General features: G+C 68.4%; 23 protein-coding genes and 1 tRNA gene. 14 read left to right on the plus strand and 10 right to left on the minus strand.

Going from position 1 to position 21,995, the window contains the following annotated elements:
- Window positions 1-3: 3 nt before the first annotated feature.
- The 5 genes from AB0C21_RS33005 to AB0C21_RS33025 all read left to right on the plus strand — a co-directional run bounded on the left by AB0C21_RS33005 (window position 4) and on the right by AB0C21_RS33025 (window position 4,728).
- Window positions 4-531 (plus strand): TlpA family protein disulfide reductase, encoded by a 528-nt coding sequence (locus AB0C21_RS33005; RefSeq protein WP_500209558.1) that lies wholly within the window; start codon window positions 4-6, stop codon window positions 529-531.
- The gene (locus tag AB0C21_RS33010; RefSeq protein ID WP_500209559.1) at window positions 528-2,354 is read left to right on the plus strand and encodes an ABC transporter ATP-binding protein; all 1,827 of its coding nucleotides are present in this window, start codon (window positions 528-530) and stop codon (window positions 2,352-2,354) included. The genes AB0C21_RS33005 and AB0C21_RS33010 overlap by 4 nt, the downstream gene beginning before the upstream one ends.
- Before the next feature lie 37 nt (window positions 2,355-2,391).
- Window positions 2,392-2,676, plus strand: coding sequence for a hypothetical protein (locus tag AB0C21_RS33015; RefSeq protein ID WP_500209560.1), 285 nt, complete (start codon window positions 2,392-2,394; stop codon window positions 2,674-2,676).
- A 316-nt stretch (window positions 2,677-2,992) separates the two neighbouring features.
- Window positions 2,993-3,583 (plus strand): RNA polymerase sigma factor, encoded by a 591-nt coding sequence (locus AB0C21_RS33020; RefSeq protein WP_149259650.1) that lies wholly within the window; start codon window positions 2,993-2,995, stop codon window positions 3,581-3,583.
- A complete protein-coding gene (locus AB0C21_RS33025; RefSeq protein ID WP_500209562.1) occupies window positions 3,583-4,728 on the plus strand; it encodes a CU044_5270 family protein in 1,146 nt (381 codons plus the stop codon). The genes AB0C21_RS33020 and AB0C21_RS33025 overlap by 1 nt, the downstream gene beginning before the upstream one ends.
- 324 nt (window positions 4,729-5,052) lie before the next feature.
- On the opposite strand, the gene nhaA is transcribed toward AB0C21_RS33025, so the two are convergent.
- The 4 genes from nhaA to AB0C21_RS33045 are packed head-to-tail and all read right to left on the minus strand — an operon-like array spanning window position 5,053 to window position 8,569.
- Window positions 5,053-6,948 carry a Na+/H+ antiporter NhaA gene (gene nhaA, locus AB0C21_RS33030; protein WP_500209564.1) on the minus strand — a complete coding sequence of 632 codons (1,896 nt, stop codon included), beginning with the start codon at window positions 6,946-6,948 and terminating at the stop codon, window positions 5,053-5,055.
- A gap of 10 nt (window positions 6,949-6,958) precedes the next feature.
- Window positions 6,959-7,273 (minus strand): DUF6510 family protein, encoded by a 315-nt coding sequence (locus AB0C21_RS33035; RefSeq protein ID WP_500209566.1) that lies wholly within the window; start codon window positions 7,271-7,273, stop codon window positions 6,959-6,961.
- A gap of 16 nt (window positions 7,274-7,289) precedes the next feature.
- On the minus strand, window positions 7,290-7,961 hold the full coding sequence (locus AB0C21_RS33040) for a ferredoxin reductase (protein ID WP_500209568.1): 672 nt from the start codon (window positions 7,959-7,961) through the stop codon (window positions 7,290-7,292).
- An 8-nt stretch (window positions 7,962-7,969) separates the two neighbouring features.
- Entirely contained in the window at window positions 7,970-8,569 is a 600-nt protein-coding gene (locus AB0C21_RS33045; protein ID WP_500209570.1) for a sulfite oxidase-like oxidoreductase, read from the minus strand.
- 277 nt (window positions 8,570-8,846) lie between these two features.
- Between AB0C21_RS33045 and AB0C21_RS33050 the strand changes: the two genes are divergently transcribed.
- The 8 genes from AB0C21_RS33050 (at window position 8,847) to AB0C21_RS33085 (ending at window position 15,209) form a co-directional block, all read left to right on the plus strand.
- The gene (locus AB0C21_RS33050; protein WP_500209571.1) at window positions 8,847-9,272 is read left to right on the plus strand and encodes a VOC family protein; all 426 of its coding nucleotides are present in this window, start codon (window positions 8,847-8,849) and stop codon (window positions 9,270-9,272) included.
- Window positions 9,272-9,859 (plus strand): TetR/AcrR family transcriptional regulator, encoded by a 588-nt coding sequence (locus tag AB0C21_RS33055; RefSeq protein ID WP_500209573.1) that lies wholly within the window; start codon window positions 9,272-9,274, stop codon window positions 9,857-9,859. Before AB0C21_RS33050 ends, AB0C21_RS33055 begins: the two co-directional genes overlap by 1 nt.
- 405 nt (window positions 9,860-10,264) lie before the next feature.
- The gene (locus AB0C21_RS33060; protein WP_500209575.1) at window positions 10,265-10,798 is read left to right on the plus strand and encodes a hypothetical protein; all 534 of its coding nucleotides are present in this window, start codon (window positions 10,265-10,267) and stop codon (window positions 10,796-10,798) included.
- Window positions 10,799-10,977: 179 nt separating this feature from the next.
- Window positions 10,978-11,136: a hypothetical protein gene (locus tag AB0C21_RS33065; protein WP_500209577.1), complete on the plus strand. Its 159-nt coding sequence runs from the start codon at window positions 10,978-10,980 to the stop codon at window positions 11,134-11,136.
- Window positions 11,137-11,274: 138 nt separating this feature from the next.
- The gene (locus tag AB0C21_RS33070) at window positions 11,275-11,631 is read left to right on the plus strand and encodes a helix-turn-helix domain-containing protein (RefSeq protein WP_500209579.1); all 357 of its coding nucleotides are present in this window, start codon (window positions 11,275-11,277) and stop codon (window positions 11,629-11,631) included.
- Between the two features lie 520 nt (window positions 11,632-12,151).
- Window positions 12,152-12,409, plus strand: coding sequence for a hypothetical protein (locus AB0C21_RS33075; RefSeq protein ID WP_500209580.1), 258 nt, complete (start codon window positions 12,152-12,154; stop codon window positions 12,407-12,409).
- A gap of 995 nt (window positions 12,410-13,404) precedes the next feature.
- Window positions 13,405-13,830: a hypothetical protein gene (locus AB0C21_RS33080; protein ID WP_500209582.1), complete on the plus strand. Its 426-nt coding sequence runs from the start codon at window positions 13,405-13,407 to the stop codon at window positions 13,828-13,830.
- A gap of 68 nt (window positions 13,831-13,898) precedes the next feature.
- On the plus strand, window positions 13,899-15,209 hold the full coding sequence (locus AB0C21_RS33085; RefSeq protein WP_500209584.1) for a hypothetical protein: 1,311 nt from the start codon (window positions 13,899-13,901) through the stop codon (window positions 15,207-15,209).
- A gap of 84 nt (window positions 15,210-15,293) precedes the next feature.
- Here the strand turns inward: AB0C21_RS33085 and AB0C21_RS33090 are convergent, their stop codons facing one another.
- The 3 genes from AB0C21_RS33090 to AB0C21_RS33100 all read right to left on the minus strand — a co-directional run bounded on the left by AB0C21_RS33090 (window position 15,294) and on the right by AB0C21_RS33100 (window position 17,364).
- Window positions 15,294-16,442 carry a type III PLP-dependent enzyme gene (locus tag AB0C21_RS33090; protein ID WP_500209586.1) on the minus strand — a complete coding sequence of 383 codons (1,149 nt, stop codon included), beginning with the start codon at window positions 16,440-16,442 and terminating at the stop codon, window positions 15,294-15,296.
- A gap of 22 nt (window positions 16,443-16,464) precedes the next feature.
- A complete protein-coding gene (locus AB0C21_RS33095; RefSeq protein WP_500209587.1) occupies window positions 16,465-16,917 on the minus strand; it encodes a UTRA domain-containing protein in 453 nt (150 codons plus the stop codon).
- 365 nt (window positions 16,918-17,282) lie between these two features.
- Window positions 17,283-17,364, minus strand: a tRNA-Tyr gene (locus AB0C21_RS33100).
- A gap of 128 nt (window positions 17,365-17,492) precedes the next feature.
- Between AB0C21_RS33100 and AB0C21_RS33105 the strand changes: the two genes are divergently transcribed.
- On the plus strand, window positions 17,493-17,981 hold the full coding sequence (locus AB0C21_RS33105; RefSeq protein WP_500209589.1) for a YajQ family cyclic di-GMP-binding protein: 489 nt from the start codon (window positions 17,493-17,495) through the stop codon (window positions 17,979-17,981).
- A gap of 101 nt (window positions 17,982-18,082) precedes the next feature.
- On the opposite strand, the gene htpX is transcribed toward AB0C21_RS33105, so the two are convergent.
- The 3 genes from htpX to AB0C21_RS33120 form a co-directional block, all read right to left on the minus strand.
- Entirely contained in the window at window positions 18,083-18,937 is an 855-nt protein-coding gene (gene htpX / locus AB0C21_RS33110) for a zinc metalloprotease HtpX (protein ID WP_500209591.1), read from the minus strand.
- A 76-nt stretch (window positions 18,938-19,013) separates the two neighbouring features.
- Entirely contained in the window at window positions 19,014-20,501 is a 1,488-nt protein-coding gene (locus tag AB0C21_RS33115; RefSeq protein ID WP_500209593.1) for an NADH-quinone oxidoreductase subunit N, read from the minus strand.
- Window positions 20,501-21,994 (minus strand): complex I subunit 4 family protein, encoded by a 1,494-nt coding sequence (locus AB0C21_RS33120; protein WP_500209704.1) that lies wholly within the window; start codon window positions 21,992-21,994, stop codon window positions 20,501-20,503. Before AB0C21_RS33120 ends, AB0C21_RS33115 begins: the two co-directional genes overlap by 1 nt.
- Window position 21,995: the final 1 nt, after the last annotated feature.

Genomic DNA, 21,995 nt, shown 5'->3' on the forward strand with positions numbered 1-21,995 from the left:
CCGTTGCCCTACCTCGCCGCGGGAGTCGTCTTCGTCGGCGTCCTCTGCGCGTTCGACCTGATCCTGACGCTGGCCGTCGTCCGCCGCCTGCGCGAGCACGCGGCCCTGCTGGACGGCGGGCGGGCACAGGTCCCGTTCACACCCCCGGGCACCTCGCTGCCCGAGTTCAACGCGCCCGCTCTCGACGGCACCGCCGTGACCCGCGCCTTCTTCACCGAGCCGACGATCGTCGGCCTGTTCTCCACCACCTGCGCCGCGTGCCGCGAACGGCTGCCCGAGTTCACCGAACGGGTCCGGGGCCTGGACGCCCGGCGCGTGCTGGCGGTGATCGAGGGCGAGCGGGACGACGCCGAGCCCTTCACCGCCGCGCTCGCACCGGTCGCCACCGTGGTCGTCGAGCCGGTGAAAGGGCCTGTGAACACGGCGTTCGGGCATCCGGCGTCCCCCAGTTTCTACGTCGTCGGGCAGGACGCCGTGGTGACGTCCTCGACCCTCACGCCTGCCGGGCTGTCGCTGCCGGCCCGCACGTGAGCCGACCCGGGACGCGTACCGCGGTCGTCGCCGCGCTGGCATGGCGCGCCCACCGGACCGCGACGGCCGCGTCGGTGGTCCTCGCCGTGCTCACCGGGCTGGCGCCGGTCGCGACCGCGTGGCTGACGAAACTCGTCCTGGACGCACTCGCCGGCGGCGGAGACCGGAGCGTCCTGCCGGGCCTCGCCGCAGGGCTGGCCGCCTGCGGACTGTGCGTCATCGTGCTGCCGCACGCGTCCACCTACGCCCAGGCCCAGCTGCGCCGCGCCGTGCGCGCCCTCGTCGTCGAGCGCCTGTTCGGCGCGGTCAACGCCCACACGGGCCTGCGCCGCCTTGAGACCCCGGCGTTCCAGGACACGCTGCGGCTGGCGCACGAGTCCAGCCAGACCGCGCCGGACCGGCTGATCCTCGGGACGCTGGCCATCGGCCAGGCGGCCATCACCATGTCCGGATTCGTCGGCACGCTGCTGGTGATCAACCCGCTGCTGGTCCAGGTGATCTTCCTGGCGGCGCTGCCGTCGGTCTGGATCCAGCTCGGCCTGAGCCGGGAGCGGGCCCGGACGATGTGGAGCATCAGCCCCGGGAAGCGCCGCGAAGTCTTCTACGGGGAACTGCTGACCAGGCCGGAGGCGGCCAAGGAGGTGCGCCTGTTCGGGCTCGGCGGGCACTTCCGTTCCCGGATGCTCGACGAGGTCCGCTCGACCAGCGGCGCCGAACGGCGGATCGACCTGAAGACGCTCCGCAGTCAGGGGCTACTGGCACTGGTCGGCAGCGCCGTCGCGGGCGGGGGCCTGGTGTGGGCCGTGCTGGCGGCCGCGTCCGGCACCCTCACCGCGGGCGACGTGACGATGTTCATCGCGGCGGTCGCCGGAGTCCAGGCCGCGTTGACGTCGATCGTCGACCGGTGGGCGGACGCGCACAACGCACTCCTGCTGTTCGGACACTTCACCGCGATCGTGGACGCCGAACCCGACCCGCCTCCACATCCCCGCCCTCGTCCCGTCCCGCCCCTGCGGCAGGGGATCGAACTGCGGGACGTGTGGTTCCGCTACAGCGAAGCGCACCCCTGGATCCTTCGCGGCGTCGACCTGCACATCCCGTTCGGCCAGAGCGTCGCCCTGGTCGGAGTGAACGGGGCGGGCAAGAGCACGCTGGTCAAGCTCCTGTGCCGCCTGTACGACCCGGACAAGGGCGCCGTCCTCTGGGACGGCGCGGACCTGCGCGACCTCGACCCCGAGGAACTCCGCGAACGCATCGGCGCGGTATTCCAGGACTTCATGGAGTACGACCTGACCGCGTCCGACAACATCATGCTGGGCGACCTGAGGAGCACCGGCGAACAGATCGTGGACGCCGCCCGGCGCGCCGGGGTCCACGAGGCGCTCGAGGCGCTGCCGCACGGCTACGACACGATGCTCAGCAAGATCTTCGGCAGCGACGGAACCGGCGTCGCCCTCTCCGGCGGTCAGTGGCAGCGGCTCGCCCTCGCCCGCGCGCTCCTGCGGCAGGACCGCGACCTCCTCCTACTGGACGAGCCGAGCTCCGGTCTGGACGCGGACGCGGAGCACGCCGTCCACGCGTCCCTCCGCCGCCACCGCCACGGCCGCACCAGCGTCCTCATCTCCCACCGCCTGGGTGCGGTACGCGACGCCGACCTCATCGTCGTCCTCTCCGAAGGCAAGATCACCGAGCGCGGTCCGCATGACGCCCTGATGGACCTGAACGGCGAATACGCCCGCCTCTTCACCCTCCAATCCAGCGCCTACTCACCTTCCCGGGAAGGTCGGCACGCAGGGAGGGCCCCTTCTGGCGGACTCGGCTGACATGGTGGTGCCCCGGCCTGCCAGAAACCCAGGAGGAGTGATCGCGGACGGCGTCGGGGAGCAGCCGAGCACGCCGAGCAGGAACCGGCCGGCGAAGGCGAGCCTGTTCTTCGCCGGCTCCGGCATGGCGGCACTGGCGAACTCCGCCACCGGCATCGCCTGGGTCAATCCCATGATCTTCGTTGGCCTGGCGATGCCGTACGCACTGGCGGCGGCGCCCCAACCGGCATCGTCTTCGGGCACGTCGGTCGCTTCCGCGGCCGCCGTCTCGACGGGGACGGGCGCGGGATGGCGCTACTCGGGATCCTGCTTGGCCGGCTGATGATCTTCGTCTGTGTCCTGGCGGTCGTCGCGGTGCTGGGACTCATCGCCGGCCTGGCCGTCCTCGTGGACTCTCTCGACTCCAAGTAGAGCCAGGCCCCCAGCACGAACAGACTTCAGAGCCGCCGAAGGTGCTCTCGAGTCTCGGCAGCAGCCGGAGACCGGCCGCGGGGAGACGGGCGACTTCCGCCATCGGCCCAGGTCACGATCGCGCAAGGTCCTCGGGCGGTCAGGCGACCGCTCCGCCCTCGGGGGTCCCATGAAGATGATCGGGGCGTCGGCCAACAACAGGGTGACCGCGGCCCGAAAGGAAGTCGATGAAAGCTCCTCCGGAGGCAGGACCCGTGCCGGACGACGCCGAGCTCGTGGCATCGTCCGTGCGCGAGCCCGAACGCTTCGCTCTGCTGTACGACCGCTACTTCGATGACATCCACCGCTACCTCGCCGCGCGACTCGGCCGGGAGAACGCCGACGACCTCGCCGCCGAGACGTTCCTCATCGCCTTCCGCCGCCGGACGGACTTCGACGCCTCGCGCGGCGGCGCCCTCCGTCCCTGGCTGTACGGGATCGCCACCAATCTGGTGTCCCAGCACAAGCGCACCGAGCAGCGCCGGCTCAAGGCGCTCGGCAGGGTGAAGGCCGACTACGCCACCGACGGCCATGAGGAGCACGTGGCCTCACGCGTCACGGCCGAAGCCCTTCGGCCGGATCTGGTGCGGGCGATGCGGGACCTCGCGCCAGGCGACCGGGACGTGGTGTTCCTGTCGGTCCTGGGCGGGCTCGGCTACGACGACATCGCCCAAGCCCTCGGCATCCCCAGCGGCACCGTGGGCTCCCGCCTCAACCGTGCCCGAAAGCGGCTTCGACGCGCTCTGGGCAGCGGAATCAACTCGACGGAGGAGGACTGATGGACGAGATGACGCTGATCGAGCGCGTTTTCAGCGAGCCGAAGGCCGACCCGAGCGTCGCCGCGGCGGGCCGGGCCCGGCTCCTGGACCTGGCGAAGGCCGCCGAACCCGCCCCCCGCCGGCGGCCGGGACGGCCGCGCACCCGCTGGCTGCTCGGGGCCGGACTGCTGCCCGTGGCGGCAGCGGCCACCACGGCGATCGTGGTGGCCGGCGGCACGTCGACGCCGGCCCCCCGTCCCGCGGACCCCTCGGCCCGCGGGATCCTCCTCGCCGCGGCGACCCGGTCCGCGGCGGTACCCGCGACCGGCCGCTACTTCCGATTCACCGAGGAGGAAGCGCAAGCGCACACCGTCGGCTCGAAGGAACATCCGTACCGGATGCTGAGCCGCAGCGTCGACGACCTGTGGTACTCCACGGAGCCCGGCGCCACCGGTTGGGTCTCCTCCCAGGATCTGGGCGCCCAGCCCGCGACTCCGGCGGACGCCGCGGCATGGCGTGCCGCGGGAAGCCCGAAGCGGGTCAGGGAGCAGTGCGACGAAGGCAAGATCATCGGATCCAAGTCCGGCAGGTTGCGATCCGACGGCACCTTCGAAGAGGTCCCGGTCAGGCAGCGGTGCAGCTGGTTCGACGTCCGGCCCCGGCCGAAGACGACCACGCCGATGTCGGGCGGCGAGGGCATGACGGGGCGGCCGCCCGCCGGTCTGGACATCGCCAGGCTCTCCGACGACCCGGCCACCCTGCGGCGCCAGCTCCTGACCTGGACCCGTTCAGGCGGCCTCGCCGGCCCGGTGGAGGGCGACTCCGCCCAGTTGTGGGCGGCCGCCGGCATCCTCATCGCCTCCCCCGTCGGACCCGTGCGGCCGAAGGTGCGCGCGGCCGCATACCGGGTCCTGGCGGACCTCCCGGACGTGCGCTCGCTCGGCCCGGTCACCGACCAGAACGGGCGGCAGGGCCAGGCTCTGGCCCGGACGGGCGCGGGCGGCGAGGGCGTCGGGCCCGGCACCTACAGGCTCATCATCGATCCGAAGACCGGGTCGCCGTTGGGGACCGACTACCGAGGGGCCGGTTCCGGGGAGTACTCCCTCGTGCTCAACTACGGATACACCGACGAAGCCCCGAAGATCCCGAACGGCACCCGCCCCTGACCCCGGGCACCTAGCCTGGCGAAGCCGGAAACGAGCCTGGCCACAGGCATCGCGCTGCGGTAGCCGCCGGCCGGCCGCAGCACTCGGCGATGGCTCAGAGGCCCTGCACCCCCTGGCCGTGTCCAGGTGGTGCAGGGCCGAGGTGCAAGCAGCTCAGTCGGCCGAGTGCGCGGAGTTCCCCGTGAGACCCTTCAGCCCGGCCCCAAGGGAACGTGGTGGTTCTACGGCGTGGAAGGCGGCCGTCAGACCATCCCCATGCGGCACACGGAGCGATGATCCCGTTCGTCTCGTCCGCCGTCGGAGCCGCCTCTGCTCATACGGGTGCTAAGAGTTGACCGCCGCGCGTTTGCGGGCGCTTCGGACCGCTGCGGAGAGGGTGGCGATGTCGTAGGCGCCGACGTGGCGCCGTCCGTTGACGAAGAAGGTCGGGGTTCCGGAGACGCCGCTCAGGTCGGCCGAGTCGACGTCTTCGGCGATCCGTCCGGCACCGGTGTGGCGGCGCAGGTCGGCACGGAAGCGCTCGACGTCGAGGCCGATCTCGCCGGCGTAGCGGACCAGGTCCCGCGGTCTCAGCGCGTCCTGGCGGTCGAGCAGCAGGTCGTGCATCTCCCAGAACCGGCCCTGCGCGGCGGCCGCCTCGGCGGCCTCGGCCGCGAGCTGCGCCTGGGGATGGATGTCGTTGAGCGGCAGGTGGCGCCACACGTACCGGACGTCGCCATGGTCGGCGAGCAGTTCCCGGACGACGGCCTCCGCCCGCCCGCAGTACGGGCATTCGAAGTCGCCGTACTCCACCACGGTGACCGGTGCCTTGGCGGGACCGCGGACATGGTCGCGCTCCGGCTCGACCGGTGCGGCCAGGTCGATGATGCTCTCCGCCGTCCCGAGCAGCGCGCGCAACCGCCTGCGCGGCGGCAGCAGCGCCGTCGCGCGGACGACGCCCCAGGTCACGACCGTGGCGCCCAGTGCCGCGGACAGCACACCGATCTTGGCCTCCTCCAGCCGCGCACCGGTGAAGGAGAGCGTCGCGATCAGCAGGGCCACGGTGAAGCCGATGCCGGCGATCGCGCCGCCGCCACCGACCGCGGCCCACCCGACCGGCGGACGCAGCCGGCCCCGGCTCAGCCTGGTCACCAGCCATGAGGACCCGAGGATCCCGAGCGGCTTCCCGGCCACGTACCCGACCACGATGCCGAGCGTCACCGGCGAGGTGAAGGCGCGGCCGAGGAACCCGGCGGTGATCGTGACGCCCGCGTTGGCCAGCGCGAACAGCGGCACGACCACGTAGCTCGCCCACGGGTGGATCAGCAGCTGGAGCCGCTCGTTCGGGGAGATCGCCGCGGCCACCCCCGTCCGCGCCGACCGGGCGAACTCCGGGGTGGGCTGTTCCCGGAACAGCCTGAAGACCTCCGTGGCGCGTTCCAGGTCGTCGCGCGCCGCCGGATGGGCGTACGTCAGCAGTCCCATGACCAGGCCGACGACCACCGGCTCCACCCCGGCGGACTGGACCGCCGCCCACGCGGCGACGCCCAGCACGACGTACACCGGTATCTGCCGGACCCCGAGGGCGCGCACCAGCACGGTCACCGCGAAGATGCCGACCGCCAGCAGCAGCGGCGGCAGCGCGACCTCGCCGCTGTAGACGACCGCGATCACCACGAGCGCGATGACGTCGTCCACGACGGTGGCCGTGAGCAGGTACGTGCGCAGCCGTGCGGGGAAGGTCCGTCCGACCAGGGCGAGCACGCCAAGCGCGAACGCGGTGTCGGTCGACATCGCGATGCCCCAGCCGTGGGCGGCCGGGCTCCCGGCGTTCAAGGCGAGGTAGATGGCCACCGGCACGACCATCCCGCCGACACCGGCGGCCAGCGGCAGCGCGAACCGCCGCCGGTCGCGGAGCTCTCCCATGTCGAACTCGCGGCGCGCTTCCAGCCCGACCACGAAGAAGAACACCGTCATCAGGCCGCTGTTGACCCACGTCCGCAGATCCTGCGAGAGACCGGCGCCGCCAATCCGGATGGACGCCCGCGTCTCCCACACCCGCGCGTAGGAGGACGCGTCCGCGTTCGCCCAGACCAGTGCGGCGAGCGTCGCGGCCAGCAGGACCACGGCGCCGCCCGTCTCGGTGCGCATGAACTCCCGCAGCGGAGTCCGCAGGTTGCGCGCCCACGCGGTCCGGTCGGCGAACGATCCGGAGGGCGGGCCCGCTCGTCGCTCCGTCATCGCCGGACGCTCACGAGCGCCCCTCGCCCGCGTCCGGCAGCCGGACGTGCAGGGAGACGGTTCCGGTCAGGTCGATCCAGGCCGAGTCCGGTGTCCGGACGAAGCGCACGAGGACGTGGTCGCATCCGGGACACCGGGCGACCAGGCCGGGCGCCCGGTCGTACACCCGCAGCTCGGCGATCGCGCCGGTGCGCCCGCAGTTGACGCAGCGGCAGGTGGCCGCCGTGACGTCCACGGCGAACAGCTCGCTCAGCGGGCCGGCCAGCACGTTGCCGTCCACATGATCCATGGGACGCCGGTCCGGTTCTCCATGGGGCGCGTTCATCTCGATCAGCCTCCGCTCAGCCGAACCGTTCGGTCTTGATCCGCCGCGGGTCGTGACCGCGGGCGAGCAGCATGTCGGCCGCCGCCTCCACGAAACCCGTCGGCCCGCAGACGAAGCAGTCATGGTCCGGCGGGCCGTCGCCGAGATCGGCCGGCATCAGCCGACCGGGCGGGCGGGCCCAGCCCTCGGGCGCCACCCGGGTGTAGACGTGCGTGACGTCCAGGCCGGGCTCGGGACGCCGCAACTCGTCGGCGTAGAACACGTCTTCGGGCGTGCGCGTGGAGTACACCAGCCGAAACCGCGCTCCACTCCCGGCCAGGCGGCGGGCACGGACCATCGCCATCAGCGGCGCGATGCCGGAACCGCCCGCGATGAGCAGGACGTCCCGTCCCGACTCGGGCCGCCACACGAACCAGCCGCCCACCGGGCCCCGGATCTCGACCGGGTCGCCGACGGCGAGCCCGTCGACGAGATACGGGGAGACCTCACCGTCCGGGACCCGCTGCACGGTGAGCTCGACCCGGTCAGGCGCGGAGAGCGAGTAGCTGCGCTGCGCGGCATAGCCGTCCTCGGCGGTCAGCCGCACGTCGACATGCTGACCGGCCAGATGCCCCGGCCAGTCCGGCACATCGAAGACCAGCGTGCGGGCCGTGCTCGTCTCCTGGCGCGTCTCGGCCAGCCGCGCCACGCGCCACGCTAGTCGCCCTGGTACCGCTGCTCGCGCCATGGGTCCCCATAGTCGTGATAGCCGGCGGTCTCCCAGAAGCCCGGCTCGTTCTCGGTCAGCAGGTCGATGCCGCGCAACCACTTGGCCGACTTCCAGAAGTACAGGTGCGGGACCAGAAGCCGCACCGGCCCCCCGTGCTCCGGGTCCAGTTCCTCGCCGTCATAGCGGTAGACGACCCATGCCTGGCCATCGAGCAGATCCTCGAGCGGCAGGTTGGTGGTGTACCCGCCGTAGGACGACACGAGCGCGAAATCGGCCGTGGTCTCCACGTCGTCCAGCAGGACGTCCAGCGACACCCCCTGCCAGTCCGTGCCGAGCTTGGACCACTTGGTGACGCAGTGGATGTCCACCCTCGGCGTCTCGAACGGCAGATCCAGCAGCTCCCGCCACGTCCACCGGTGCTGCTGCCCGGTCTCCGTGGTCACCGTGAGCTCCCACTCCTCAGCCGGGATCCGCGGGGTCGGACCGGCCGACAGCACCGGAAAGTCCTCGGTCAGGTACTGCCCGGGCGGCAACTGGACCCCAGAATCCCGCCGCCGCCCATGGAACCCGGGCGAAACGATCCCCATCACAGCCTCCTCTCATCAGGCCGAACGGACCCCGCCCCTCGGGCCCTACCTTCCCAATCACGCCGAGCCCGATGCGATTCCCCCACTCGACGCCCCCTGGGCACAGCACCCCCACTGCCGACTGTCGGCTGATCTACCCGTTCCATCACTGCCACTGCTGGAAGGCGAGCGCGCTACCTGAGACGAGACCGATCGCGCAGGACCGCATCGCAACGATTCAGCGAAGGCGTAAGGGACGGTTGTTTCATAATTCGGTACACGATGTACCGTTATGGTCATGGCGACTGACACGCAAGCTTGGCCGGACGGCCTCGCGGTGGCCCAGGTACGGGTCGCGCGGCCCACCGACAAACTGGACGAGGTGGTCACCTTCTACAAGGACCGCTTGGGCCTGCATGAGCTCTACCGGTTCAACGACCACGCCGGCTACGACGGCGTGATGCTCGGACTGCCTGGAACCGACTACCACCTGGAGTTCACCTCACACGCCGACGGCAGCCCGTGCCCGGCACCCACCGACGACAATCTCCTCGTGTTGTACTTCGCGGACGAGGCACGGATGTACGACGTGGTCGAACGGCTCGCGGCAGCCGGGCACGAACCGGTGCCGGCGGAGAACCCCTATTGGACCGAGAACGGCGCGCTCACATTCGCAGACCCGGACGGCTGGCGCGTCGTCTTGGTGCCCAAGCCTGTCTTCTAATGGCTGGCCGTGCCCGCGACCCGCGCATCGACAGCGCCGTGCTCGCCGCCACCGCCGAACTGCTCGGCGAGGTCGGCTACCCCGCGCTGTCGATGGGCGCCGTCGCCCAGCGCGCCGGTGTTCATCGTCCGGCCGTCTACCGCCGCTGGCCGTCCAAACGCCACCTTGTGGTCGACGCGGTCGCCGAGGGCCTCGGCCTGCGCCCCACCCCCGACAGCGGCGACCTGCGCGCCGACCTCGTCACCGGCATCACCACGGTGGTCGACTCTCTGGCAGGCACACCCCTCGGGCGGGTGCTGCCCGCTCTCATCGCGGACCTGCACACCGACCCCGAACTGTCCGAACGCTTCCTGGACCGGGTGTTCCACCCTCGCCGCGCCACCACCGCCGCCACACTCCGCTCGGCCGCCGAACGCGGCGAGATCCGCGCCGACTTCGACCTCGACTTCGTCCTGGACGCCCTGGCGGCCCCGCTCTACTACCGCATTCTGTTCGGCCACCTGCCATTGACCCGCTCGGTGGCCGAACAATCCGTGGACACGGTCCTCGCCAGCCTCAGCAGGACCGAACGTGAGGCTCCCCCGTAGCACGGACGGTCGTGGTCGAGGCACGGTGTCGTTCCTCGTAGTCCACCGGACTGAGCTTCTGGTCCGCAGCAAGATCAGACATGTCCAGGCATGTCCTTACGCGTCTCCTGACCAGCGCGGCAACCTCCCGCTCGTCCACACCCGTCCAAGGTCATCCGACCCCATGGTCAGCAGGAGCGTTGGCAGCCGCTCTGCTTGAGAAGGTTGGGCCCGCTGACGGCCTCTTCCGCTCGCCGGGACGATCGATCTCTTGGAGACCTCCGTCACCGGCGCTGGTCTGCTCGTGTTCGCGCGGAGCAATCACGCCGCAAACGCTGCTGAAGTCGGGATGCGGCTCCAGGGCGAATTTGTGTGCGCCGGCAGGACTCCCGAGGACGTGCCCCACGGCTCTGGCATGCTGAGCCCATGACTGGCGAACATCAGGACCCTGAGGAGCGCCGTGCCCACCTGGTCCGGGTCTTCACGGCTCTGGGTGCGGCGGATCCCGAGGTCTGGGCCGACTCCGAAATGGACGAGAACATTCCGCAGCTGGCCCGTTTCCTGTTTCTGCGCAGCGTCCGGCAGGTGGTGGCGCAGTGGGAGCAGCCCGGCGCCGTGGAGCAGCTGCTCGCCGATCCGCGAAACCCCGACGCGCTGGCGCAGTTCGAGGCTGCGGGCATCGAGCCACGGACGTTGGCGCTCTTCGCCAGTCGGGTCGCCCATGCGACCGCCTTCGACCTGGCTTATCGGCTGGCGGACTCCGACTTCGTCGACCACGACCCGGAGGATCCCGACGGATACCCGCCCATGGGGCTCCGCGACGAACTTCCCGGCTGGTGCCTGGTGGAGTCCACACCGACCGGTGAACACACCGACCGCCACCTCGACAGCCTGCACGAGGACATCGGCGGGCTTTGGGAGGAGTTCACCGCGGAGTTCAAACCGCAGCGGGACGCGTAGAAGTACCGAACACAGACGCTCTCGAACCCCAAGTCTTGACAATTACCTCCAACCCCCTCCCAACCGCCACAGACGCACGATGCTCCGGGGTGCTGACTTGCTCTCGTCTCGGGCTCCCGCTGCTGGGCGGGGCGGCCGTGCAGTACTGATCTCGCAGAGGGCGATGAAGGAGGGTGCCGATGTTCGGCTTGATGGTCCGGTTCACCTGCAAGGACGAAGAGAGCGCCGGTAGGTTCGATCAGCTGGTGTCCGAGACGATCGGCAAGATCGAATCGGAGGAGCCGGGCACGCTGATCTACGCGGTGCACAAGGTCGGCGGGCATCCGCATCTCCCATGAGCTGTACCGGGATCGGGCGGCCTTCGACGCGCACGAGGAACAGGAACGCGTCCGGCGGTTCCTCGGCGCTCGTGATGACCTGCTCGCCTCGGTGGAGGTCGACTGGTTGGGCCTCCAGGTAGGCGAGGGAACGACAGGGTGAGCACTGAGTATCAAAGAGCACTCGGACGGCGGATCGCTCAGGAGCGAAAGCACCAGGGGCTGTCTCAGCCTGAGCTGGCGCGGCTGATCGATCGATCTGTGGCCTGGGTCTCCCAGGTGGAACGCGGCGTGCGCAAGATCGACCGCATGTCGGTCTTGGAGAAGGTCGCCGACGTGATGGAGCTGCCGCTCTCGGAGTTGGCGGCCGAGGCTCCGGTGGTCGCCGCCTCCAGTGAGGAACTGCCAGGGCCGGCCGGACTGCGGCTGGTGCTGTCGGGCGCTCACTCGCTGCGGGCCATGCTGCACGCGGCTCCCGCCCCGCCTACGGCGGAGATCAAGCGAACGTACGGGTGATCCCCTGATGATGGCCGCCGGCGCCTTCGGCTCGGGTTCGTCTTCCTGCAGGCGCGGCACTTCGACCAGGCCGAGGAGAACGCCCGGACGGCTACTGAGGCGCTGTGGTTCCTGGTCGACCAGGGCAAGCCGGAAGCCATGTCCCTGTGGGGCGGGCTGATGTTGCAGCGGCCGTGGCCGGGTCGCGGCTCAACCAGGCGGACGTGGCCTATGGGCATCTGGCGTGAGCGCGTGAGGTCGCTGAACGGCTCGGGAGTGGTCGCAACGACTACAACACCGAGTTCGGTCCGGCGAACGTCGTGCTGCACGAGGTCGCCGTCGCGGTCGAGTTGGGAGACTTCGGGCTGGGAGCGAGGTCGACACCTCGACGTTGTCGGGGGAGCGGCGGGCACGGCTGCATATCGACCTCGCGCGTGCGCACGCTCAGCGGAGACAGGTTGACGACGCTGTTGCGGCCCTACTGGAGGCGGAGTCGATCACGCCGGAGCAGATACGGAACCACCGAAATATGCGTCAGGTCGTGTCCGATCTGCTGACCATGCAAGACCCACCCTCGTCAGACCTGCGCGAACTCGCGGAGAGGGTGGGCGCGCAGGAAGCCGGGGTGCTGGCGACTCAGGTGGCCGAGTGGGCCGGGAGTGTCACCGTCCTGCTGCGGGTCTACGCAGGGTGCATCGACGGTCACGAGCACATGTGGAACGGCCGTGTCGAGGACGCGCTCAAGGACGACGACCAGGGCGTCGAGACGTCCCGGCCGTGTTCCGTGACTGTTCCGTGAAGAGCCGGCAATGGCCGGTAGGAGTGGGGAGCTACTGGGAAACAACGAGAACGGCCCCTGACAGCGTTCTAGCTGGTCAGGGGCCGTTCTACATGATGGTGGCGGGTGCAGGGTTCGAACCTGCGTAGGCTAAGCCGACGGTTTTACAGAGAGACCACGTCCGCGACAGCGTTGACGCACTGACCTGCGAGGACCGTCAGTCTCCAGGAGAGGAGATACGCTTGTTCCGCCATGGTTCCGAAGGATGGCCTCGCGTCCATCTTCTCTGTGGATGTCTGACTCGCCCTCGTCACCGCATGACCCAGGTGGTTTGTGACGGCTACCCCGCAGCCAACTCACGTTCCATCCGTCCGATCTGCTCCGGGAGCTAGGTCTCGGCGTTGCCTTCCAGTACCAGCCGGTTGACCCCGAACCTCCCCACCAAGACGACCACGCCATATATGCTTTGCCCGTGTCCATCGCAGCTCAGCACCATTGGTACTCGCTCGGTTGGGTGGATTGGCTTAGCGTAATTGGTACGCCATTTACCCTACTCGGCCTCGGACTCGCTTATTGGCAAGCCAGAAATGCCTCTACCAAGGCTGAAGACATCCAAAAGGCAATGAAAAGCACCGAGAGGCAGATTAGAGAGAGGCAACTGATACTTCTCATCCCCGCATTGAGGGTCGTTTCGAGCCAATTGGACGAAGCAATCTTTAACAATAATAGCCAACTCGCAAGACAGCATCTAGAGAGTTGGCGATCACAAGTGACTCACATTCGAGGTATTCTCACAGCCGCGGATTCAGAGCGTCAAGATCTGCAGCGCAGCATACAGCAAAGCATAGCCCAGGCAGCGACGGCCGGAAGTGACCTACTTAAGGCAAATCCGGCTAACGTGAACGTCTTCACCACATGCGAAAATGCACGCGATCGCATGCATAAAACTTGCGACCTGCTAACAGTTTGGCTCGGTACATATTCTACCAGCACACCGGAAGGTGGTGGGGTTTAACATGGCTAACGCCGTCGCCGAACTCGCCGCGCAACTGTACAGGCTCACACAAGAACGGATAATTGAATGGGAATCCTCTGGGGCCTCTACGTCGGGTAGGTTTATTTACTCAACGCCAAGCGCCTCAGTCGTCATCGAACTGATCACCGGTAAGAGCGGTGGTCGCGACCGAGTGCGCTTGAGTATTCTCAACTCCTCTGGAGACGAGGTGGATGACGTCGAGGTTTACCGAAGTTCAGCAGCAGAACCATCCAGTGCATTGGCGATCGGCGCATTGGCCAGTCTTTTGCGCGAGGACCCTAACGCGAAGCTCGTTAATGCGCTCTATAGGGAAGTGAGGCGAAGCGTCATGAAGGCGGATGACGTAATCGCTGAACTGTTGGACAGCCTCCCTGCAGAGGACGAGTCGGGAGACACGGAGGAGTGAAACGCGAAAGCCGGAGAGGAAGATTAGCTCAGTTTGTAGACCGTAATCTCTGCCGTTACCTTCGGAAGATGGTGGAGTACATCTCGCACCAGCACAGTCAACCACCACCGGATGGGGTGTGGACTATGAATTACGAATGGGTGGAGTTTATTGGAACTCTGGCACTCCCTTGGGGAGTTCAGGGGGATGAATGGGTTCGGCGCGTCCAGGAAAATATTAAGCAAATGGAAGGTGTGGACGGTACTGGGATAAAGAATGATCTCACCACTCAGCCATTCATTGAACTGCGGATGACTTGTAGTGGTAGCGAGGTGGACACACGGCTCTTGGTCTTGCCTCTTCAGGACGGACAAGGCATTCAGATTGGCTTTGGGGGTCGTACCGGGAAAATTGATGAGCCAGTGGCGGAAATGTGGGCATCTGCGATCAGCAAAGCCAGCGATGAGTTGGGCTCCAAAGAAAAGCATGGGTGGACCGCACTGATCGGGCAGTATCCGGAAAAAGTCGGCACGTATACAATACGACTTGCGGACAACGGTGAAGTCGGCGGGATGAGTTTGACTTCTACTGGAAGTCTGATTCGAGAGCCAGTTCAGTCTATGACGCCTTCATTCTCTACGTGGGGTGTCCGTGCATCTGTACCTATTCTTGTGCGAGGCGCCAGCCAAGGACACGATTGGGATCAAGCGCAGACAGTTGCCGCAGATACATTGAATAGGCTGGTAGGTCTCCTCTCTCTGGCATGGGATAGGCGCATCGAGGTGCGGGAAAGTGCGGCCCCTTTGGCATGGGGAGAACGCCGGGCACCTGAGAGAATCCCCTACCTGTCTGATGATTTTGGCCTCGAACTTGATGACAAACCAGCGGCTACGGATGTTAGTCTTCCTGACTGGCTCGATGATGCATGGAAGAAGTTGGAAAAGCAGCGGAAGCTAGGCGCAGCGCTCTCTACCTATATGGAGGGTGTGCGAATTGCGGAGGATCATCCCAGCTTGGCCCTGGTGGCCTTTATTTCTACCATCGAATCTATCTCGCTCATGCTATTCAAAAAACAGAAGTGCCCCAACTGCCACAACCATATGAATGTCTCGGCGAAGTTTCGGGAAACACTCAGGTTGGCGATAGGAGATCATGAGGCCGCCAGTCTTGCCGCCACGTATAGCAAGCGCTCTAAGACCGTCCATGAGAGTCGCCTTCATGGAAACGAGTTGCTTCCCGGAGCAACGCAATTTAGCATTTTTTCCATGCCAGCCGAAAGGGATTTCCATTTTCAAAGCGTCTACCGTATCAAAGTGGCCGCCCAGAAGCTTCTCTTGATGGCTTTACGAAACGAGTTGCCCCCTCGACGAGAATTCACAGGAGAGGGCGCTGATGGGTAGCCCGCTAGTTGGATGTAAGGCCAAAAAGACTAAGCCCTGACCCATGGAACTGCCAGGGCTCAGCAGTAGCGAGTTAAGTGGCTATTAGTCCAAGTAGTGAAACTTGGGCTTGGGGTGCATTAGGAAGTCGTGGTGGGAGATGTTCCAGGCGTAGGCGCCGGACATGGAGAAGGCGACTAGGTCGCCGACTGCGATGCGATCTGTGGGGACTTCGCGTGCGAAGACGTCCTTTGGGGTGCAGAACTGGCCGACGAGGGTCACGGGTTCACCGGCGACTGCGGGGCCGTTGCCGTTGTGGGTGAGGACGTCGTGCGGGTGGTTGTGTTGTTTGGTGACGGGTGTGCGGATGTGCATGGTGCCGCCGCGTAGGACGGCGTTCCACTGGCCGTGTGCCTTTTTCACGTCCAGTAGTTCGGTGAGGTACCACCCGGCGTAGACGCTGATGGAGCGGCCCGGTTCGATGCGCAGCGTTTCGCCCGGCTCGGCGAGTGCGGCGACGTACTGCTTCCAGTCGAATCGGGTCTCGGGTGTGGAGTAGTCGACGGCCATGCCGCCGCCGAGGTTGAACTCACGCGGTCCGGTGTGGCCGATCCTGTCGAGCCACGCGCGGCCCCACGCGAGGATCTCGGCGGACTGGGCGACCATGGCGGACGCGTCCAGGCCGGACGCCAGGTGCGCGTGGATGCCGCGTAGGCGCAACTGTGGGGAGTTCTCCAGGATGCCGGGGCACGACTCGATTAGGTCGGGATCCATGCCGAACGGGCCGCTCATGGCAAGCGCGACGCCGCTGCGGTCGCCGACGAGGTTGACCCGTAGCAGGACATCGACCTCACGGCCGGACGTGGCAGCGATCTCGGCCAGGCGGGACAGCTCGTAGGGGCTTTCGACGTGGATGCGCTCGACCCCGAGGTCGAGGGCAAGGCGTAGTTCGTCGTCGGTCTTGCCGGGGCCGCCGAACGCCAACCGCGCGTCCGGCAGTGCCTCGCGCACGTGCGCCAACTCGCCGCCGGACGCGACCTCGATGCCATCGACGTACGGGGCGAGAGCTTGCAGGATCGGCGCGTCCGGGTTGGCCTTTGCGGCGTAGAAGATCTCCGGCGCACCGAGTGCCGGAAGCGCGGCCTTGACCTCGGCCGCGTGCTCACGCAGTGCGGCGAGGTCGTAGACGTAGGCGGGTAGCTCGCCCTTGCCGGCGAGGGCCTGGGCGTGGTCCTGGACTGGGCGCGTGATCATCGGGTGTGGTCTCTTCCGGTTGTCAGGCAAGCGGGAACTCGTACTGAGCTGTCACGTAGTGGGCGGGCGCGACCGAGACCGTGACCTCGACGGCGCGTCCCTCGGCCGTCATGCCGACATGCGTGATCTCCACGACCGTGCGCTCCGGGCTGATCTCCAGCGCGTGCGCCTCGGCATCGGTGGGCAGACGACTTGGGATGATCTGCTCGCGCGTCCTGGTCTGGGCGTAGCCGAGTTCGGCAAGCGCGCTCTTGACGCCGCCGACGATCACCGGGCCGTCTTCCTCCAGGACGGTTCCCTCGGCGATGTCGAGCGGGAACCAACTGGGCAGCCGGACGGGAATGCCGCTGGCGAGCAGACGCAGCCCACGGGAGCGAACCTCGGCGTCGAACGCCACACGGGCGCCGTTGGTTTCGCGGGGCGCCCGCTCGTAGCGCGCTGGCGAGCGGAGCATCGGCGGCAGCCAGGTGACCATGGTGCCCCGTCCCTGCCGAGGCCGGACGATCCCCTCGGCCGCGAGGGCACTTAGCGGGCTTCAGGCTGAGTCGCCGCTCGATGAGACCCCGCACCCGCCCCGCGGCATGCTGCCATCTCGACATGCGGCCGTCTCAGCGTGGCTGAGTGCTGGTATGCCTCCGGCACAGGGGTCCGAGGGTGCCGGGCAAGAGGAGGACGCCATGCGCCGAATCAGTGAGGCGACCAGGCCAAAGAGCCCTTAGAACTTCGGCACGTATTCGGCACAGCCACCCGTAGAAGGCCGTTAACGATCAGAGACAGCCGGACACTACGAGAACAGCCCCCGACCGGGTTACGCCTGGTCAGGGGCTGTTTTCACTGGTGTGGCGGGTGCAGGGTTCGAACCTGCGTAGGCTAAGCCGACGGATTTACAGTCCGCTCCCATTGGCCACTCGGGCAACCCGCCGTGGTGTTTCGCTGGAAAGGATAGCGGACCATCGGGGTGGGTGTGACATCGAGGCGGGGCGTGCGGGGGGTGGGGAGTCGATACGCTCTGTGGATCAGTGATGCTGCTGCTGAGGGGATGTGTGGGCGATGGCCGACTCGTCGTTTGACATCGTGTCGAAGCTCGACCGGCAGGAGGTCGACAACGCGTTGAACCAGGCCGCCAAGGAGGTGGCCAACCGGTTCGACTTCCGGAACGTGGACGCGGGGATCAAGTGGTCCGGGGAGACGATCGAGATCCAGGCGAACACCGAGGAGCGGGCGAACGCCGTGTTGGACGTGCTGAAGGACAAGCTCGTCAAGCGGGGGATCTCGCTGAAGGCGATCGATCCGGGTGAGCCGAAGCTGTCCGGCAAGGTGTACAAGCTGGGCGTGGGGCTGAAGGAGGGCATCGCCCAGGAGGACGCCAAGAAGATCGGGAAGATCATCCGGGAAGAGGGGCCGAAGGGTGTGAAGGCCCAGATCCAGGGGGACGAACTGCGGGTGACCTCGAAGAAGAAGGACGACCTCCAGCAGGTCATCTCCCTGTTGAAGGGCAAGGACCTCGAGGTCGCCCTGCAGTTCGTGAACTACCGGTAGGACGAAGGGGAGCGCGCCGGCCCCATCCCCCGCAGAAGTGGCCGGCGCGCTCTTGTGTGTTATGACGCGGCCGTGTCCGGAGTGGTTCGGTCGAATTCCTGCTAGCGGCGGCCGGCCATGCGTTCCAGGCGGGCGATGCGGTCGGCGGTCGGGGGGTGGGTGGAGAAGAGCTTGCCGATGCCGGCGCCCTGGAAGGGGTTGGCGATCATCAGGGAGCTGGTGGTGGCGAGCTCGGGGTCCTGCGGGAGCGGCAGGGCGCGGGTGCCCGCGTCGATCTTGCGGAGGGCCGAGGCGAGGGCCAGCGGGTCGCCGGTGAGGCGGGCGCCGGCGGCGTCGGCGGAGTACTCGCGGGTGCGGCTGATCGCCATCTGGACGACGGCGGCGGCGACCGGGCCGAGGACGAGCATCAGGAGCGCGCCCAGGATGCCGGGGCCGTCGTCGTCCTCGGAGCGCCCGATCGGCAGGAAGATCGCCAGGTGGGACAGGTACGTGATGACCGTGGCGATGGCGGCGGCCACGGAGGAGATGAGGATGTCCCGGTTGTAGACGTGGGACAGCTCGTGTCCGAGGACGGCGCGCAGTTCCCGCTCGTCCAGCATCTGGAGGATGCCGCGGGTGCAGCAGACGGCGGCGTTGCGCGGGTTGCGTCCGGTGGCGAACGCGTTGGGCTGGCGGGTCTCCGAGACGTACAGGCGCGGCATGGGCTGGCGGGCGGAGGTCGACAGCTCCCGGACGAGCCGGTAGAGCACCGGCGCCTCGACCTCGCCGACCGGGTGGGCCAGCATCGAGCGCAGCGCGATGCGGTCGCTGAAGAAGTACGCGACGCCGTTGGTTCCGAGGGCTATGACCAGCGCGATCGCCAGGCCGGTGGTGCCGCCGAACGTCCAGCCGGCGACCAGCATCAACGCCGACAGTGCGGCGATCAGTGCTGCCGTCTTGACGCCGTTGAACTGCACCTGCGTCGCCTCCCCGTCGGTCCTGCCATGAACATCAACGGTTTGACCTGGGCGAACGTTCCCAAACGTGGACGGGTTACGTGGCCTGTCCGACCGTCTGCAGGACGATCTGCGGCGCGACCGACAGCACGACGGCGCCGGCCGCCGCGGCGGTGATCGCGACGCGGACGGCGGGGCCGGGGGCGGCGTCGTAGTCCTCGCCGGTGGCGGACGGGGTGAACAGGCGGACCGCCCAGGCGAGGTAGTAGTACAGCCCGATCACCGTGTTGATCGCCATCACGACGGCGAGCCAGGTGACGCCGCCGGCGAGGGTGGCGCGGAACACCACGACCTTCGCGAACAGCCCCATGACGCCGGGGGGCAGGCCGGCGAGGCAGATGAGGAAGAAGGCGAGGGCGGTGGCGACGGCGGGGCTGCGGCGGGCGAGGCCGCGGTAGTCGTCGAGGGTGTCCCGGCGTCCGGTGGCGGTGCCGCGGCGGGAGAAGCCGATCACGACGGCGAAGGCGCCGATGTTCATCACGGCATAGAGGGCGACGTAGGCGGTGGTGGCGGCGACGGCCTCGGGGAGGCGGTGCGAGCCGACCGCGAGCGGCGCGAGCATGTAGCCGGACTGGGCGACGGACGACCACGCGAGCAGGCGGATCGCGGTTTTCTGGCGGAGCGCGGCGAGGTTCCCGAGCGTCATGGTGAGCGCGGCGAGGACGGCGACGACGGGCCCCCACACGTGCCCGTAGGCGGGCAGGCCCAAGGCGAGGACGATCGCGAGCCCGGCGAACCCAGCGGCCTTGGACACCACGGCGAGGAAGGCGGCGACGGGCAGCGGGGAGCCCTGGTAGACGTCCGGGGCCCAGAAGTGGAACGGGACGGCGGCGACCTTGAACGCGAACCCGGCGAGGACGAGCACCGAGCCGAGCCCGGCGACGGGGTCGAGGTCGGCGGGCAGCCGGGACAGGGCGGGGGCGATCCGGTCCAGGTGCATGGCGCCGGTCGCGCCGTACACGAGGCTGATCCCGAACAGCATGACCGCGGTGGAGACGACGGAGACGAGGAAGAGCTTGAGCGCGGCCTCGGACGCCGTCCCGTCGTAGCGGCGCAGCGCGGCGAGCGCGAACACCGGGAGGGAGAGGGTCTCCAGCGCGACGAGCAGGAGGACGAGGTCGCGGGCGGCGACCAGGGAGAGGGCTCCTATGACGGCCGAGAGGAGGAGGAAGTGGTACTCCCCGACCGGGATCTTCGAGTCGGTGATCTCCTGGAGGGACAGCAGCACGACGATCACGGCGGCGCCGAGGATGATCCCCTGGAAGAGCAGGGTGAAGTCGTCCGCGACGTAGGAGCAGGAGGCGGGGCCGCCGGCGCGCAGGCCGTCCGGCAGGCAGAAGGTGGCGCGGCGGTCCCCGGTGGCCAGCGCGACCACGGCGGCCAGCGCTGCGGCGAGGGACCCGCCGGACAGCAGGGTCAGGACGCGGCGGGGCGCGTCGAAGGCGTCGGCGAGCAGCAGCCCGATCGCGGCGACGGCGAGGACCAGCGGCGGCGCGATCGCCGCGTAGTCGATGCTCTGGATCATCAGCCGCCTCCGAACAGCGCGCGGACCGGACCCGTGGTCACGTCCAGCAGGGTCTTCGGCCAGAGGCCGACCAGCAGCGTCAGCGCGATCAGCGGCACCCAGGCGGCGTACTCCTGGAGGGAGACCGGCGCGACCGGGCCGCGCGGCTCGGCGACGCCATCGGACGGCCCGTGGGTGAGCTTCGCGAGCATTCGCAGGAAGTAGGCGGCGGTCAGGACGGTGCCGAGCGCGGCGACGGCCATGAACGTCACGAACGTCTCGCGGGGCAGGGACGCGTGCGGGCGGTACGCGCCGATCAGCGCGAGCACCTCGCCCCAGAACCCGGCGAGCCCGGGCAGCCCGAGGGACGCGACGGACGCGAAGGTCAGGATCGAGGCCAGCCGCGGGGACGTGCTGAGCATGCCGCCGCCGATGGCGTTCATGTCGCCGGTGCCCCAGCGCTCCTTGACCGAGCCCGCGAGGAAGAACAGCAGGCCGGTGATGAGGCCGTGCGCGATGTTGCCGAACAGGGCGGCGTTGACGCCGACGGGGGTGAGGGTCGCGATGCCGAGCAGGACGAAGCCCATGTGCCCGACGGACGAGTAGGCGATCATCCGTTTGAGGTCGCGCTGGGCGAGGCAGGCGAGGGCGCCGTAGACGATCCCGATGACGGCGAGGAGGCCGAGCCACGGCGCCCAGACCTGCGCGCCGTCCGGGGCGAGCGGCAGCGCGACGCGGACCAGGCCGTAGGTGCCCATCTTCAGCAGCACGCCGGCCAGCAGGACGGACCCGACCGTCGGGGCCTCGGTGTGCGCGTCCGGCAGCCAGGTGTGCAGCGGCCACATCGGCGCCTTGACCGCGAACCCGATCCCCATCAGGGCGAACGCGGTGACCTGGAGGCCGTGCGACAGGCCGGACCCGTGCCGGGCGGCCAGGTCGGTCATGTCGAGCGTGCCGGCCTCGGTGCCGACGAGCAGCATCCCGGCGAGCAGGAGCCCGGAGCCGAGCAGCGTGTAGAGGATGAACTTGGTGGCGGCGGCGCGGCGCCCCGTCCCGCCCCACAGCATGATCACCACGTACATGGGGACGAGGACGGTCTCGAAGAAGACGAAGAACAGCACGAGGTCGAGCGCGACGAACGTGCCGAGCATCCCGACCTCCAGGACGAGCAGCAGCGCGGTCAGCAGCCGGATCCGGCCGCCCTCCGGCGGGTGCCGCAGCGTGTAGAGGAAGCACAGGAACGTCAGCAGGGCGGTCAGCACGACGAGCGGCAGGGAGATCCCGTCCACGCCGAGGTGGAACCGCAGGCCGATGGCGGGCGCCCAGGGCCGGTCGACCTCCAGCTGCATGCGGGACGTGTCGCCGAAGTCGAACGCCGTCGCCGCCGACACCGCGACGAGGAGGGTCGCGGCGGACACGGCCGTCCCGAACGCCCGGACGGCGAAGCCGGTGCGCAGGAACCGGTCCGCCGGGACGAGCATGGCGAGCGCCCCGAGCAGCGGGATCGCCATCATC

Source organism: Spirillospora sp. NPDC049024, assembly GCF_040649235.1.
Taxonomy (GTDB): domain Bacteria; phylum Actinomycetota; class Actinomycetes; order Streptosporangiales; family Streptosporangiaceae; genus Spirillospora.